The organism is Frondihabitans sucicola (assembly GCF_030296615.1).
Taxonomy (GTDB): domain Bacteria; phylum Actinomycetota; class Actinomycetes; order Actinomycetales; family Microbacteriaceae; genus Frondihabitans; species Frondihabitans sucicola.
Genome location: NZ_AP027732.1, coordinates 466,152 through 479,452, shown reverse-complemented (window position 1 = coordinate 479,452; position 13,301 = coordinate 466,152). Strand labels below are relative to the sequence as shown.

Genomic DNA, 13,301 nt, shown 5'->3' with positions numbered 1-13,301 from the left:
TCGGTCACTGGCCCCGTCGCAGACGAGCCGAGCTGACATTTTCAGCGATGTTCGATGATCTGCACGACGTTGCCGTCCGGGTCCCGGAGCCGAAACATGCGAGGGACGTTCTCGCCGAGGACCAGCACCTCGTCATCGACATCCACGCCGGCGTCCCGCAACCGGGCGTGCTCGCCGATGATGTCGGAGCATCCAAGGCTGATGTTGGTGTCGCCACCGGCCGAGCGCCACATGCCCCCTCGGGGTACGGCCAATGCGATGACTGTGGGCGTCTCCGCGAGAGCGAGCTCCACCCACCGCATTCCGGGGCTGGAGTGAAGTCGGCCCGAACCTCGAAGCCGAGAACTCCTCCGTAGAAGCGAATCGAGTCGTCGTGGTCGGTCACGGGGACAACGACACTGGTGATTCCGTCGATCATGACCGAGTCGCCGTCGCGGCGGGCATCGTGGGGTCGACGGTCTCGATGAGGACGATCCAGTTGCCGGAGTCGTCGCGGCAGACCGCCTCCGACCCGTACGGTCGGGCCAATGGTGCCTGCACGAACTCGACGCCCTTGGCACGGAGTTCCTCATACGTTTTCTGGCAGTCGTCGACGTTGAAGCCGAGTCCGCGCCAACCGCCGGCCCGTTGCGCACTGCGGAGTGACTCGACGAGGTCCGGGGGAGCGGTGGGCCGAACTCGATCAGGCTGAGGAGCAACTCGGGCTGGTTGGGGTGGCCGATCGTGCACCATCGGAAACCACCCTCGAGAGTGACATCATCACGAACCTCGAAGCCGAGGATGCCGGTGTAGAACTCGAGGGCCGACTGCTGCTCTTGCACGAAGACGTTGACGATGGCGACGTTGGTGATCATGTCGCCACAGTAAACGTCGAAGTCGGCGAGCCGCTTCTCCTGCGTTGCTCAATCGAGCGGCAGAGGTCTCGACGCTGGCGTGTGCATGAGGATCTCGCAGCCGGGGATGCGCGGGTGACCGATCCCACGCCACCGCTGCTGGAACGCGGAGGGACTCTCGCTCGTGGCCGTCCGGAACGCTGACGAGAACGAACCTATCGAGAGGTAGCCGACGGCAACGCAGACCTCGGTTACCGTCAGGTTCGCAAAACGGAGAAGATCCTGCGCCCTTTCGATTCGCCGCCTCGTCAGGTAGGCACCCGGCGTGAGCCCGAACTGCTTCGAGAACCTCCGGACGAAAGACCACTTCGAAAGGAACGCGACGGACGCGATTCGATCGAGATCGAGGGAGGAATCAGCGAAATCGCGGTCCATCACATCACGAGCTCGTCGCAGCGCCGTCTCGGGATCCACCTTCCTGCTCACTCGTTCAGCTAACACCCTTTTCACTCACAGCCTGGGGAGTGCGCCGCCGACATGTAGGTCGTCGGGTAGTTTGCTGTCAAGCTCCTCGCTCATGCCTCGATTTCATCATTCGCCATGGCCGTGAGCTAGCCTGTCTGGGCCTTTTCCCCGAGAGTGACCCGGTCCTGATGCCAACTCGAGAACCACAGCCAGGCGTAGTAGGCGATGTGAATCGGGAGCGTGATAGTGAACAGCCCGATCAGTATCACGAGGTAGATCACGTTCTGGACGATGTAGGGCATGTCCGCGATGAAGAAGACGGGGCTGAGGGCCGCGTCGACGGCGCGATCCGACCTCCGTTGTCTGCCGAGCCGCTGCCCGATCCTGGCGAGGGTGGCGCGGATCTGGTCGAGGGGCCCTTCGTCGGAGGCGCGCTGCGACCGTTTCATCTTGCGGCTTATGCGGTCGTCTCCGATTCGTCGCTCGAGGTGGCCCCTTCGGGCAAGGTGGCGCTGGAGGCGTCCCAGATCCGGGCAAACTCCGCGTCGACCTGAGGCCAGACACGGGCCACGGCTTCGTCCGCAGTGGTAATCGCGGTCGAGTCGGGCGCGAGGATCACGAACTCGTGCAGGATGATCCGGCCGGCCTCGTCGCGCCGGCCCTCCGGGTCTCGCAGGCGCAGCGCGACCATATCGTCGATGTGCCGGAACACGTCCGACGAGTCATCGGTCCCGGCAAAAGCCGACTCGTAGATGGCCAGGGGACGGGCAACACCGCCGTCCAGGAGGAACCTGGTGCCCCAGGTCCGCCCGCGGGTAGCCCAGATCACTCTCATGCGCGGCTCCGGAGGAGCACCCCTGCCTCTTCAGCGCGTTGCAGATCAACACCGAATCCCGCGAGCACGGCTGCGAGGAACTCATGGTTCTTCGTGGCCTTGTCCTCGAGGTGCTGGAATACACCGCCGTCTGCCTCGTCGAGGGTCTTGGCCAGCGCGGTCGCCGCGAAGCTCGCGACGGCGCCGACGGGGCCGGCGAATCGTCCGAGGCGGGAGAAAGCTCTGATCCCCGGTGTTAGGACGACGGCCACGGGCAGGGCGGCGCGGGCGAGGTCGTTTGCGAGCTTGCTACCTCGACGGGCGCGATTCGCCCACTTCACGAAGCGGTCGAACGGCAGCACTGCCGCCATCGGAAGGATGAGATTTACGCCTGTGCGCTCGGTCACGTCGATCCGGCCCGGCTCGAACTTCGCGGACGACAGCAGGACGAAATCCTCGCCCACGGACAGGGCCTCCGGCATCTCGACCAGGCTCGCGAGGGCGTCACGCAGCTCGTTCATCTCCGCGCCCGCCTTCTCGACGACGATCTCCTTCAGTCCGGCGACGTCGAGATCGGGCAGCACGTCGGCCTTTGACAAACCAAGGATCCAGATGCGCGGAAAGCGAGTCAGCGGCTTGCCCGCGTCGAGGAGGTCGTCGCGAAGTTTCACGAGTCCGTTGCGGAACATGGTGAAGAGCGCCTTCAGATAGCGATCCTCTTCGCCAGCGTTGGCCGCCAGCTTTTCGCCATCGATGAGCAGAAGGGCGACATCGGATCCCACGAGAGCCCGGAAGGTTGAGATCCGCCGCTGGTTCTCGTCGTCGGTGCCGGGATCCTCGGAAAACCACTCGCCGGGGTAGTCGTGCCAGATCAGCCGGAGATCCTCGGCCGGCTTCGACGTTGGGTTCGAGGTGCGCCGACGCTTGATTGAGAACGTATACGACGTCGAAGCAAACCGCGTGGTCGGCGGTCGCTCGTTCGCTTTCTTCATCTTCAAAAAGTTCTGATGCAGCCTCGTGCCCTGCCCGGTGTCATCGGCCAAGATCTCGAACTGGCTCACCTCCTTGAATGCCGCCTCCTGCGCCATCCCGTAGAAGGACGACAACAAGACAGTCTTGCCGCTGCCCATTTCCCCGAAGACCGCGATCTGCTGCTGCTTACCCACCCCGTTTGACGCCATGCATCGAACCTACGGCACGCCCTGAAGGAGCGGCGCATCCCATGGAGTCGAGATTCGGGTCAGAATGCGCGCTCTCGATCGCGGTCATGGTGCGCCAGGACGGACTCGTGACGTAATAGGGCGTTATCGGCGCGGATTGCCTGTCTCGAAATCTCGGGGCACGGTGATCTTGGCGGTCGGGGCGCCGAACGACATTGCGAGACAGCCGCTGCCTCAGGGCGAAGCGACTCTGCTTGCGTTCTTCCGAATCGAGTGCGACGTCTCACCATCGATTAGTTTTTTGAGACGCGCGATTTCGATGTGACGCTACTTCGATTGGAGGCGCGTTCGGAGAAGGTCGATTTTTTCATCGTCCTGAAGAGACCAGCCGAGTCGGAACGAGAAGAGGAAAAAGCTTTCGATCGCACGGATGATTATCCGAAGCTCTTCTTTTTCTGCCTCAGTATTTTGATCGGCGTGCTTGATTTTCTGAAGTCGGTCGCGGGCTCGAAGTAGGCCGGCCGCGGCGACCTCCTGGTAGGGCGATATCGGTCCGGTCTGTCCTCCGTATACGAAGCATCGCACTTGGGCTCGTTTTGATGACCGTTCTCGGTTCTCTTGTTTGTTCTCCTTGTCTGGATAACGACCGTCCGCCCAGGAAAGAATCTCGCTGTCTGTGAAGGCTTCGCGGACAAGCCGATCAATGAATTCGACCAAGGAGTTCGCGGCTTGAGAGACTCCATCCGGCGAGTGGTCGAGGGCATATGTGGCGCCCCGAATCTTGCGACTAAGGGCGTCACTCACACCTTCCACCTTCTCTAGAGACGCTTCGGAAATGAGGGGCCTCAGTCTGGCGGCCAGCCTCGATAGGTCAAGGTCGAGGGAGACGGCCTCATCAGCTCGGATCGGTAGATCACTAAGGGGTATCCCGTCGTCAAAGGCCAAGAGCTTCCCGATCAAGCCATCCAATTGAGTCAGGAGCATCAGCCCTCCGTGTTCGGCTGCCGAGAAGCCGTCAATCTTCTCGAGCTCGTCCCTGGTGAGCATCATGGCAACCTCGTCCAGCGCGCCCGCCATGGGGAGAAATGTCCGCGCGCTTCGTCGCAGCGCAACTCCTACGATCGCTCCGTCCAGTTTTGCAGCGACGAGTAGACGGTCGTAGTGTCCGGCTCCCAGAAGGCGACGAATGAAGTTTGCGCCGCCTTTTGTGGTCAGTCGCGTTATCCAGGGCTTGATTTGAAGCTGAAGAGACTCCTCGTTGAGGCTTCCTAAGCCAGCCATCCATTCCTCGACTTTTACGACATCGAGAGCCTCGAGTCGAGGTTGGAGGTCGGCAAATTTGTCCTCGAAGCTTCTGCTGTCTTCGTCGTCAAGAAGCGTCCGCATTGCGACCAGGGCAAGCTCCGCGAGGGAGATGAGCAACTCCGATATGCCTAGACGAGCTCTCGTTCGCGCCGGCAGCTGGCGTAGAGCGTCGGCCACGTACGAGCCCGACGCCGCCGGAGCATGCCGTCGTTGTTCCTGTCGTTTTTTACTGATTGATGACATCCATCCCCCAATGCGAGAACCAGCTGCGGTGCTAGTCCTTCAAATGTCCTCCTAACCACCGACATTTTGGGGGACGGTCTGGTGGCGTACTGGTGGCTCCGGTTACTCGACGCGGCAGGTGCGAGCCAGCTTTCGCAGTTTGAAGGCGCTAACCACTGCACTCTCGTCGACGCTTCGTCGAGTCTCAGCTCACTCGTCGAGCGCCTGCATGGCCGCCCGGAACGGCAGCGTCATGTCGCGACCTGAGGTGGAGGCAGCCCCTGTCCTGAGACGCCAATCAGTCTTTTGACGGCTGGCGAGGAGCTCTACCTCCCTTCTTGTGTATTCGCGCGCCCAATCAATGTCATAGGTTTCTTGATCGAATCGAAGGCACACGGCCACGTCGAACTCCAGCGAGTTGAAGGAAAAGAATCGTTGCTCCCCGCGTGGAAGCGCGCGAGCTTTGATCTGGAAGGTCCTTCCATCTGCGCTGACCAAGTCAATTGCTGCCAATCCCGGCGCAGAGAGGTCACCCCCGTAGACGCTTAGTGCCAGGCGTTCCGCTAGCTCGCCGACCACGGGGCCAGAGGTTCGGGTAATTCCTCGTCGGACGAGTTCAGCGTCAATTTGAATCCGTACCAACAGGAGGTGACGAATGGGCTGGCTCTCGAAACTCGATGTCACGCGGGGGCGGCGTTCTCGTCATCAGCGTCTGTAGCCAGGGCGGCCGGCAAGGGGAGGCCATACTTCTCGCAGAGGAAGCGGGTTTGGCAGTACCGCTGTGCGTCGGCCGCCACGTTGCCGAGAATTGTGGAGTTCGTGCCGGCACCAATGACGATGCCGACGAACGGCACGACCTTTGCGACTGACTCGACAGAGACCCTTCCGCCTGCCGGGCCGAGTTGCTTCATCAGCTTCTCGAGTCCGACCAGGAGCGGGTGGTCAGCCCGAAGCTTGGGAGACCACTTGACGCGGTCCTTGACCGCTGCTGCTGCCCTTGCAGCATCGTTCAGCGGCTTCGCTTTCACTGCTTGCGCCATGAAGGAACGGCGTACGAGACGTTCAATGAAAGCCTGCTCGCAAGGGTCCTTGGCGTCGTAGCCGTAGGAGTAGGCAATCCGGGCAGCGATTGAGGTACTCAGGACTTGAATGACGAGAATGTCGGCCGTTATCGCGACGGGGATGCCAGCCACGGGGACCATGGCAAGAAGCCCCATGGCACCCCCTTCGATGGCTCCGGCTGTGCGCCATGTGAGCGTGTTGTGGGTCAGCAGCCGATCGCAAATCTTGAGGTCTTGCTCGCGCAGTTCGGTGAAGGTGTCGATGGCAAGGCCCCGTTTCCGAGCGAGCTTCTCGACGCTCTTGGGGTCATTGAGTTCGAGAGCCCAGTCATTGACGAGTTCAACCATGTGCGTCGCGGCTTGAAGAACTGGCCGGATTGCTTGGTTGGCCACCACTTCACCCGCATTGCGGAGTGGTTCCTTGACCCCCTCCGGCACGACTCGTGCGGCACCGCCGGCAACGCGGCTCGCCACCTCGCCGGTGCGCTCTCCGGCGGTTGCGACCCAGTTTGGGAGCCCCCGACGGTTGCTGCGGTGCTGCCAGTGCTCGTTCAGTTTTTCCACACCTGTGCCTCGTAGGCATCCATGGATTCCACAACGGCTGCTTTTTGATCGTTGTCTGTACTCACTCGTTCCCCCACGCTGACTGTGACCGATGGCTCCATCATGGAGGACCTGCGCTCTATTGGCTGCCCTCCAATAGTGAGGAACCAGGTTAGGGTCAGACCGTGCAAGCCAATACGTACCCGCTGAGTCAAATCTTGCTTCCCGACCGTCGGTATCTGATCCCCACCTTTCAGCGCGATTACGAATGGACGCGCGAAGGGCAATGGGAACTCCTCTTCGAAGACCTTGAGGCAACGGCCGATCGCCTGCTTGAGGTGCGCACCACCGGCGCATCAGATGCTGCATTGCTCAGCAAAGAGGCCGCCGTGTCGCCTCACTTTCTCGGCGCAATAGTGGTCGCATCGGTTCCCTCACCAGCAGGTGGAATCACCCTTCGGTCAGTAATTGATGGGCAACAACGACTCACGACCAGTCAGCTGCTGGTCCGAGGAGTACTCGACGTCCTCGCCGCGGAGGGATCCTTGAAGCAACATCAACTTCGGGAGATGCTGTTCAACAAGGACTACCTTGTCACCACTAAAGACGAGACCTACAAGCTCTGGCCGCGTCGCAACGATCGCCTGGTATGGCCGACAGCCATCAGAGACGCCATGCCGACTGCGGAGTCTAACGACCACCTTTACTTGCAGGCGCGTGCGTTCTTCGCCGAGAAGGCTCACGAGTACGTCGTTGAGAACGGGGCAGTTGAGCCACTCCGGATGAATGCCCTGGCAGATGCGCTCTCAACCCTGTTCAAGCTCGTTGTCATCGACCTCGAGGACAACGACGACGCCCAAGTCATTTTTGAAGTCTTGAACGGTCGCCAGACGCCTTTGTCTGCGATCGACCTCGTCAAGAACCTGCTGTTCCTTCGGGGAGAACTCGCGGCCGCCGACGTTGAGACGCTTTATGACAGATACTGGGCGCACTTCGATGACGCGTGGTGGAAAGAAGAGGTAGGCCGAGGCCACGCACAGCGAGGCCGGCGAGACGTCCTGCTATCGGTGTGGCTCACAGCCGAGACCGGCAAAGAAGCAAGCGTCAGCCACCTCTACTCGGAAGCACGCGCCTACCTCAACGACGGACCCAGCACCGAAGAAGTACTCGAGAGCCTCTCTAACTATTCGGTCGCGTACGAGGCCATTTACGACCACTCGGCCGTGCCCGAAGCGCAGCTCAGGGTCGCCTATGAACGAATCCGACGCCTCGACATCGCCACGGCAGTGCCCCTCCTGGCGTGGTTGCGGACCCTGCCGGCCAACGCACTCCCGACCGCGGATCATGTCCGGGCTGTTCGCGCCATCGAGTCCTGGGCCCTGCGGCGCGCATTCCTCGGACTTCAAACGCGCGGCTACGGCGCCCACCTCACCCGCGCACTGAATGATGCCAAACGTGCCCGAGAAGGCGACACTGACATCGCAAACGCGATCATCGAGTCATTGCAGCGCGGAGCACTGGCCTGGCCCACCGACCGCGATGTGACGGAAGGTTTCAGAACCACCCGCTTCTACGGCAACCTAGGGCGTGCCCGCATCGCGCTCTTGTTGTCAGCCATTGACGCACAATTGCGCGCCGAAGACCCTCACCAGCCCGACGCGAACATCGACTACTCGAATCTGCAAATTGAGCACGTCATGCCTCAGTCGTGGCAAGCCAACTGGCCCGTCTTCGAAGCTGGCCTGCCCTTAGAACAAGACGACAACAACCCCGTTTGGCTTAGTGCCAGCGACGATCGCAATCGAGCAATCAACCAGCTCGGTAACCTCACTCTCGTCACCGGGTCGTTCAACGGTCACTTGTCCAACGGCTCGTGGGAAGCTAAGCGATCTGAGTTCGCCAAGCAGAACACGCTGGTCGTCAATTTTTCGATTGCCAACAGCGAGCTATGGGACGAAGGTCGCATTCGGACCCGGGCAGAAGAGCTGGCTCTCGTTGCCACAAGAATCTGGCTACCCGCGAACAAACTCCAGGGCTGAGTCAGCTCTGCGTGCCATGAGTCCGGTTTATCCGACGGGCTGCAAGGGGGTGCCGATGACGCTCGAAGCACATAACTCGGGCATTCAACGCGACCTCGACCCATTCCTGAGTCTCTTCCGCTTCTAGCAAGACTCTGCCCGTCTAATCATCTACTTGCATGGTCAGAAACTATCTCGCCCCAGACTGCGACTCAGCTTCGAAGGAGTGCTCGGAGCTAGTACCTGCTGCGAGGATGAGTCACCTATGAGTCATCTACTTCCCAACATTCAAGATCTCATCGCGGCGTTACCTGACAGCAAAGCTGCTGCCGAGGCGAGAGAGCTCGCTGACGCTGCTAAGACCGCAGAGACGATGCAGGGGCTTGATGCTGCCCTTGCAGGTGTTGTCGACGGATGGCTGAAAGAGTGACCGGCGCCGTGAGGCTGGATTGGATCGAAGTACGCGGATTCCGTTCTTTCGGGTCCGAACCCCGCCGCCTAGATCTGAGCGCCGACTTGGTAGTCATCCACGCTGGTAATAGCCAGGGCAAGACGAGCTTGGCCGAAGCGATCGAGTTTCTAGTGGCTGGGCGTAGTAGCCGTCGCGATTTGTTTGGCGGGGCAAAAGCCGAGTACAACGCCAGCCTTCGTAACGCTCACCTTGCGCCGGATGCCGACGTGTGGGTGGCCGCGGGCATTCGAGACAAGCAAGGGAACCAGCACACCGTTCGGCGTGATCTGGTATCAGATTTCACCGGTGCAGCAGACTGCGTCTCAGAACTCACGATCGATGGGGCCGAACACGCGGACTTGAGTCTCTTCGGCCTCGACGCTAGAGACGGGGCGATAGCCGCTCCGGTCCTTCTTCAGCACACGCTGAGATATGTGCTGTCCACGGAACCAAAACAGCGTGCCTTGTACTTCAAGGCCCTTCTGACCTTGACTGATCTCGATGTGCTGCGTGAACGGGTGCATCAGCAGGCAGTCATTCTTCAACAGGTCAACCCGGATCCTGGACAGCTTGCCGTGGCTCAACTCGCAAAATCAAGCCTGAGTGGCGCCGCCGCCCAGCTCGAAATCATTGACGGATCTAAGCCTGACATTCTCGCCGCAGGGACGGGAGTCCTGCTGTCCTTTGGTAATGGCAGCCTTTCCACAGACTGCACATCGCTCGCGGAACTTGTAGCTGCGATTGAGGAGGCCATCCGCGCGCGGGGCGATCGAGTCTTTCCCTTGTCTGACTTTTTGGTCAGCTCTAGTGGAGACCGACCAGAGCCGCCGGATTTGACGATATACGGTGCTGCAATTCACGACGCTGAAGGCCTTCTGGCTTCGATTCTTCCCGTTCTTTCAGCGGTCATGGCAGTACCGGAGTTCGAACATCTCGACACGGACGTGGACTGCCCGGTCTGTTCCACGCCTAATGCTCTAACTCCGGCTCGTATGGACGAATTGAGGACGCAAGTCCTGTCCAACGCCCATCTCACCCAGGCTGCCGAAGCAGCCATCGGTGATGTTCGCTCCTATCAAAGGGCACTTCGAGCCTGGGTGAAGGCGTACGAGGACGCTGTACCCAAGGCGGGGCGGTGGACCAATGAGCAGGAGGATAAATTCCGAGCGGCTGCGGAGGTGCTCCTCGGCACAGAGGCTCCCCAATTTGCCCTGGCGCTCACGTTCAGCAGGTCACTGGCAACACAGGCCGACCTCCTCTTGGCTGCTCTTGGTGTTGCAGACAGCGAGTTAGACGTGCTCCTCGGTGTTCTCGCCCAGAGATCACTTCCAAACGCCTCGCCTGCGGGATTGGTGGAGGCCCTAAACATCCAAGCCAAAGCCATTGACGATCTGGTGGGCGAGGCAAGCGCCCTCGACGACCTCCGCTCAACCATCGAACCCTTGCTTCGGGATCACCTTGAGGCCGACGGGCTTCGCGAACTGCTCAGCGTCGCGCGCCAGCTTCCGGAATGGGCGGATGAACGGCGGGCGCAGTTCAGCCGAACGGAGGTGATCAAACGGCTGGCGCGGGCCGAACGCGTTCTCAAGCAGGCGAGTAGCGCTGTCCTTGACAAGCGATTCGGGAGTATGAGCGAATCGATCGAACGCTGGTGGTCAACGATTCGACCAGAGGAGCTCGTGGGGTTCGCAGGGGTAAAACGGCGCGCGGCCGGGGCCATCTTCGTGAACCTCGTTGCCGCGTTGCAGCCCCAAGAGAGCGAGGAGGCCGTCGAACGCGACGCCTTAGGGGTTTATAGCGACTCGCAATTGAACGCATTAGGGCTTTCGACATTCCTGGCCCGCGCTGAACTGGTCGCCTCTCCCTTCCTCTTTCTCGACGACCCGATACCCGGTAGTGATGGCGACCATCGACTTACTTTCGTGGAGAACACTCTCGGAGCATTGTTGGACGCGGGCCGGCAGATCGTTCTGACGACCTATGACCCCAAGCTCGCTGAATACGCTCAAACGCTGCACGATTTTAGGGACCCTATTTCCTACGATCTGAACCTCATTGACGTACGAGAAGGGACGGAACCTATTCAGACATCCGACGCGTTTAGCCGCTACATGCTTCAGGGTGAAGACGGTCTGTCGGCACCGACCGCGGCGGGGAGGCGCGGAGCTTGCGCGGCATACCGTAGCGCTGCTGAACGACTCGCAAAGCAGATCATTGCCACGAATCGAACGAGCGTTGGGGTCGCGACGAGCGTCCTCGACGTCGAAAAAGAAGCCACGCTACTTAAGGATCTCGTCGTCCTCGCTGCGCCTTTCGTGCTGTCAGCCGACGAAAAAGGAAAGTGGCGGGTGATGCCAAAAATCTTGAACCCGGGCAATCACGACGATGACGTGCCTAGCACGATGGATCTGAAGCAAATACGTGGCAATCTGCGCACCTTCGCGAAAGGCCATAAGGCGAAATGGGGCGGCAGCCTCGCGAGCTGACGGATGAGTAAGGACGAAAACTTCGGATGAATGTTGGTGAAGAAATTCAAGGGCAGCCAGAACCGCTAGAAGCGGTTCTAGCAGCTGCGTCTAGGGCCTCGGCCAGCCTGACTATTCCAGTACGGATGATAGACCTACACAGGGAAGTGGCTCCTTCACGCCGCCAACAAGCACTGCGTTGGGGAGCCTTTCTACTTATTTATGGGCCGCTTGAACGGTTCTATAACGAGGTGCTGGAGTCCAAAGAATCTACCCGTACGCTGCCCCTCAACCCGGATAAGCTACGCGACCGAGCGCTAGAGCTACACCAGGTTCATCTGTTCAACTCGAAATGGTCGCTGCGGACTCGAGTGCCCTCTCCACAAGGTTGGGGACGTTCAAGATGGGTTTTGTACGAGTCCACTACTCAGATTCGCCGTTATTTAGGCGACATGAAATCTCTGCGTGATCACTTGAGCCACGGCGGCGATCCTTGCTCTGCAACGAATACTTCCGGCTCATTGTGGAAAGTAAAGGACGGGTGGTCCATGCGCCTGATGGGCGTGGAGGGCTTCTTGCAGGCCGCCTGCGATCTGATGGAGCAGACGATTATTGCCTTCGGTGGTTCAAGACAGATGATCGAGTGGCCGGTACCTGTTCGCTCTGGCTTGTCCGCGGAACCAATGCCTGTCCTTCGTAGATCGACTAGATTGTGAGCTTCGCGCGTTCGAGGGCATTTCGCTGGCCATGTCAGCAATAGTCGGCCCCAGGGCGGCCGCCAAGTCCGGTTCCACCAGCCTTTCCCGGTCGTGTAGCGGCGGGCATGGATCCCCTCAGCATGGTTCTAATCCGCGACTTATGGGAGCGCGCGATGGTCGCCACAATGGAGTGGCTCGCAAGCTCATCGTCAAGACATGGACACTATCTCCGTGTTTAGGAATGCGACCTGATCGCTGTCGAGCCGATACTTGGCGCAGAGTTGCTGGTCGATCTCGGCGACCGTCTTAGTCCAATCAATGTCGGATGTGTCTGAGAAGTCCTGCGCTGGGACATATTTCCAAGTGCTGCGCGGGTTGTGCTGTGTAATCTTCAAGACGCCGAGCATCGCTCGTGCGAATTTAGACTTGACGTATTTCTGGCAGGCCTCGGCCTCGGCTTCGGTCTCGAATGAGCCGATGGTCATAAATGTTTGAGTGACCGCGACTCCGGGCCCGAGCACAGTTGGCTTGTTCAGGGGTACGCCAAAGAAATCGGTAGTCGACCCCGAACCGTTCGCAGCCGGGACCGCAACTTTAAACTTGTCAAAACTGCCGGGGCCCGAAACGTAGTCGCTGCGAATCCAACGAAAGACGCGACGGTTCTTGATGACACCGAGAATTCGGACGTACTCATCGGCATCAGCGGGCTTTTCTACGTGGTAGATAGAGGAGAATTGCTCGAAAGTGTTGGTGTTTATTAAGGCTGAGTTTCCTTCCGGCCGAAGCGCCATGGCCTCCGGGTGGTCTGCATACAACTTGTTGGTGTAGCGGTACGAGCGCGAGCTTGTGATTCCGAGTTCCTCGAGAGACCCGCCCCCGCTCTTGGCGACGTTGCCGAGAATCGTGTTCAGCTCGGGGTGTCTGGCAAAAAAGCCGATGGGTCCGAGCTCACGATTCGCATCCCGATAAGTCACAGCGATGCCACCCTTGATGGGGTCCGTGAGACTAGGGAACAGGTGGTTTGAGTCGGACTCGAAATACGCCACCATGATGTGTTCGTCCGCCAACATCTTCTCGTTCCAAGCCTTCGGGGTGAAACCAGCGTTGAACAAGAATCGGGCTGGCGTGATGAGCACAACCTTCTCGCCCACTTCGTAAGCCGCATTCATGAAGAGGTGATAGATAGGGGTATCGCGAGTGCCTAGGCCTTGCGCTTCCTCCTGATAGGGCGGATTGCCGATCACAACGTCGAACTTTTTAGGCATG

The 13,301-nt window shown here is 59.9% G+C and carries 13 protein-coding genes and 2 pseudogenes; 3 read left to right on the top strand and 12 right to left on the bottom strand.

The window, feature by feature from the left end; all coding sequences use genetic code 11:
* Positions 1-41 precede the first annotated feature (41 nt).
* The 11 genes and pseudogenes from QUE79_RS02490 to QUE79_RS02450 form a co-directional block, all read right to left on the bottom strand.
* Positions 42-233, bottom strand: coding sequence for a VOC family protein (locus QUE79_RS02490; protein WP_286345277.1), 192 nt, complete (start codon positions 231-233; stop codon positions 42-44).
* 74 nt (positions 234-307) lie between these two features.
* A pseudogene (locus tag QUE79_RS25085) lies at positions 308-418 on the bottom strand (VOC family protein); the annotation flags it as partial.
* Positions 415-732, bottom strand: coding sequence for a VOC family protein (locus QUE79_RS02485; RefSeq protein ID WP_286345276.1), 318 nt, complete (start codon positions 730-732; stop codon positions 415-417). The gene QUE79_RS02485 and the pseudogene QUE79_RS25085, both read right to left, overlap by 4 nt.
* A pseudogene (locus QUE79_RS25080) lies at positions 711-854 on the bottom strand (VOC family protein); the annotation flags it as partial. The gene QUE79_RS02485 and the pseudogene QUE79_RS25080, both read right to left, overlap by 22 nt.
* Before the next feature lie 48 nt (positions 855-902).
* On the bottom strand, positions 903-1,319 hold the full coding sequence (locus QUE79_RS02480; protein WP_286345275.1) for a helix-turn-helix transcriptional regulator: 417 nt from the start codon (positions 1,317-1,319) through the stop codon (positions 903-905).
* A gap of 125 nt (positions 1,320-1,444) precedes the next feature.
* On the bottom strand, positions 1,445-1,747 hold the full coding sequence (locus QUE79_RS02475; RefSeq protein ID WP_286345274.1) for a hypothetical protein: 303 nt from the start codon (positions 1,745-1,747) through the stop codon (positions 1,445-1,447).
* An 8-nt stretch (positions 1,748-1,755) separates the two neighbouring features.
* The gene (locus QUE79_RS02470) at positions 1,756-2,127 is read right to left on the bottom strand and encodes a hypothetical protein (protein WP_286345273.1); all 372 of its coding nucleotides are present in this window, start codon (positions 2,125-2,127) and stop codon (positions 1,756-1,758) included.
* Positions 2,128-2,129: 2 nt separating this feature from the next.
* On the bottom strand, positions 2,130-3,293 hold the full coding sequence (locus QUE79_RS02465; RefSeq protein ID WP_286345272.1) for a TRAFAC clade GTPase domain-containing protein: 1,164 nt from the start codon (positions 3,291-3,293) through the stop codon (positions 2,130-2,132).
* 306 nt (positions 3,294-3,599) lie between these two features.
* Positions 3,600-4,694: a hypothetical protein gene (locus tag QUE79_RS02460; protein ID WP_286345271.1), complete on the bottom strand. Its 1,095-nt coding sequence runs from the start codon at positions 4,692-4,694 to the stop codon at positions 3,600-3,602.
* Between the two features lie 315 nt (positions 4,695-5,009).
* Positions 5,010-5,378 (bottom strand): hypothetical protein, encoded by a 369-nt coding sequence (locus QUE79_RS02455; RefSeq protein ID WP_286345270.1) that lies wholly within the window; start codon positions 5,376-5,378, stop codon positions 5,010-5,012.
* A gap of 101 nt (positions 5,379-5,479) precedes the next feature.
* Complete coding sequence (locus QUE79_RS02450; RefSeq protein ID WP_286345269.1) at positions 5,480-6,424, bottom strand: EcsC family protein; 945 nt, start codon at positions 6,422-6,424, stop codon at positions 5,480-5,482.
* 164 nt (positions 6,425-6,588) lie between these two features.
* Between QUE79_RS02450 and QUE79_RS02445 the strand changes: the two genes are divergently transcribed.
* The 3 genes from QUE79_RS02445 (at position 6,589) to QUE79_RS02435 (ending at position 11,358) form a co-directional block, all read left to right on the top strand.
* A complete protein-coding gene (locus tag QUE79_RS02445) occupies positions 6,589-8,442 on the top strand; it encodes a DUF262 domain-containing protein (RefSeq protein WP_286345268.1) in 1,854 nt (617 codons plus the stop codon).
* 244 nt (positions 8,443-8,686) lie between these two features.
* Entirely contained in the window at positions 8,687-8,851 is a 165-nt protein-coding gene (locus QUE79_RS02440; RefSeq protein ID WP_286345267.1) for a hypothetical protein, read from the top strand.
* Positions 8,848-11,358 carry an AAA family ATPase gene (locus QUE79_RS02435; protein WP_286345266.1) on the top strand — a complete coding sequence of 837 codons (2,511 nt, stop codon included), beginning with the start codon at positions 8,848-8,850 and terminating at the stop codon, positions 11,356-11,358. Before QUE79_RS02440 ends, QUE79_RS02435 begins: the two co-directional genes overlap by 4 nt.
* Before the next feature lie 886 nt (positions 11,359-12,244).
* On the opposite strand, the gene QUE79_RS02430 is transcribed toward QUE79_RS02435, so the two are convergent.
* Positions 12,245-13,300 carry an Eco57I restriction-modification methylase domain-containing protein gene (locus QUE79_RS02430; protein WP_286345265.1) on the bottom strand — a complete coding sequence of 352 codons (1,056 nt, stop codon included), beginning with the start codon at positions 13,298-13,300 and terminating at the stop codon, positions 12,245-12,247.
* Between the last annotated feature and the right edge of the window lies 1 nt (position 13,301).

What these genes read in the sequence shown, in the direction of transcription:
- QUE79_RS02485 (WP_286345276.1), bottom strand. Translation starts at nt 732, where the DNA reads ATGGTGCACGATCGGCCACCCCAACCAGCCCGAGTTGCTCCTCAGCCT.
- QUE79_RS02490 (WP_286345277.1), bottom strand. Translation starts at nt 233, where the DNA reads ATGTGGCGCTCGGCCGGTGGCGACACCAACATCAGCCTTGGATGCTCC.
- QUE79_RS02465 (WP_286345272.1), bottom strand. Translation starts at nt 3,293, where the DNA reads ATGGCGTCAAACGGGGTGGGTAAGCAGCAGCAGATCGCGGTCTTCGGG.
- QUE79_RS02430 (WP_286345265.1), bottom strand. Translation starts at nt 13,300, where the DNA reads ATGCCTAAAAAGTTCGACGTTGTGATCGGCAATCCGCCCTATCAGGAG.
- QUE79_RS02475 (WP_286345274.1), bottom strand. Translation starts at nt 1,747, where the DNA reads ATGAAACGGTCGCAGCGCGCCTCCGACGAAGGGCCCCTCGACCAGATC.
- QUE79_RS02440 (WP_286345267.1), top strand. Translation starts at nt 8,687, where the DNA reads ATGAGTCATCTACTTCCCAACATTCAAGATCTCATCGCGGCGTTACCT.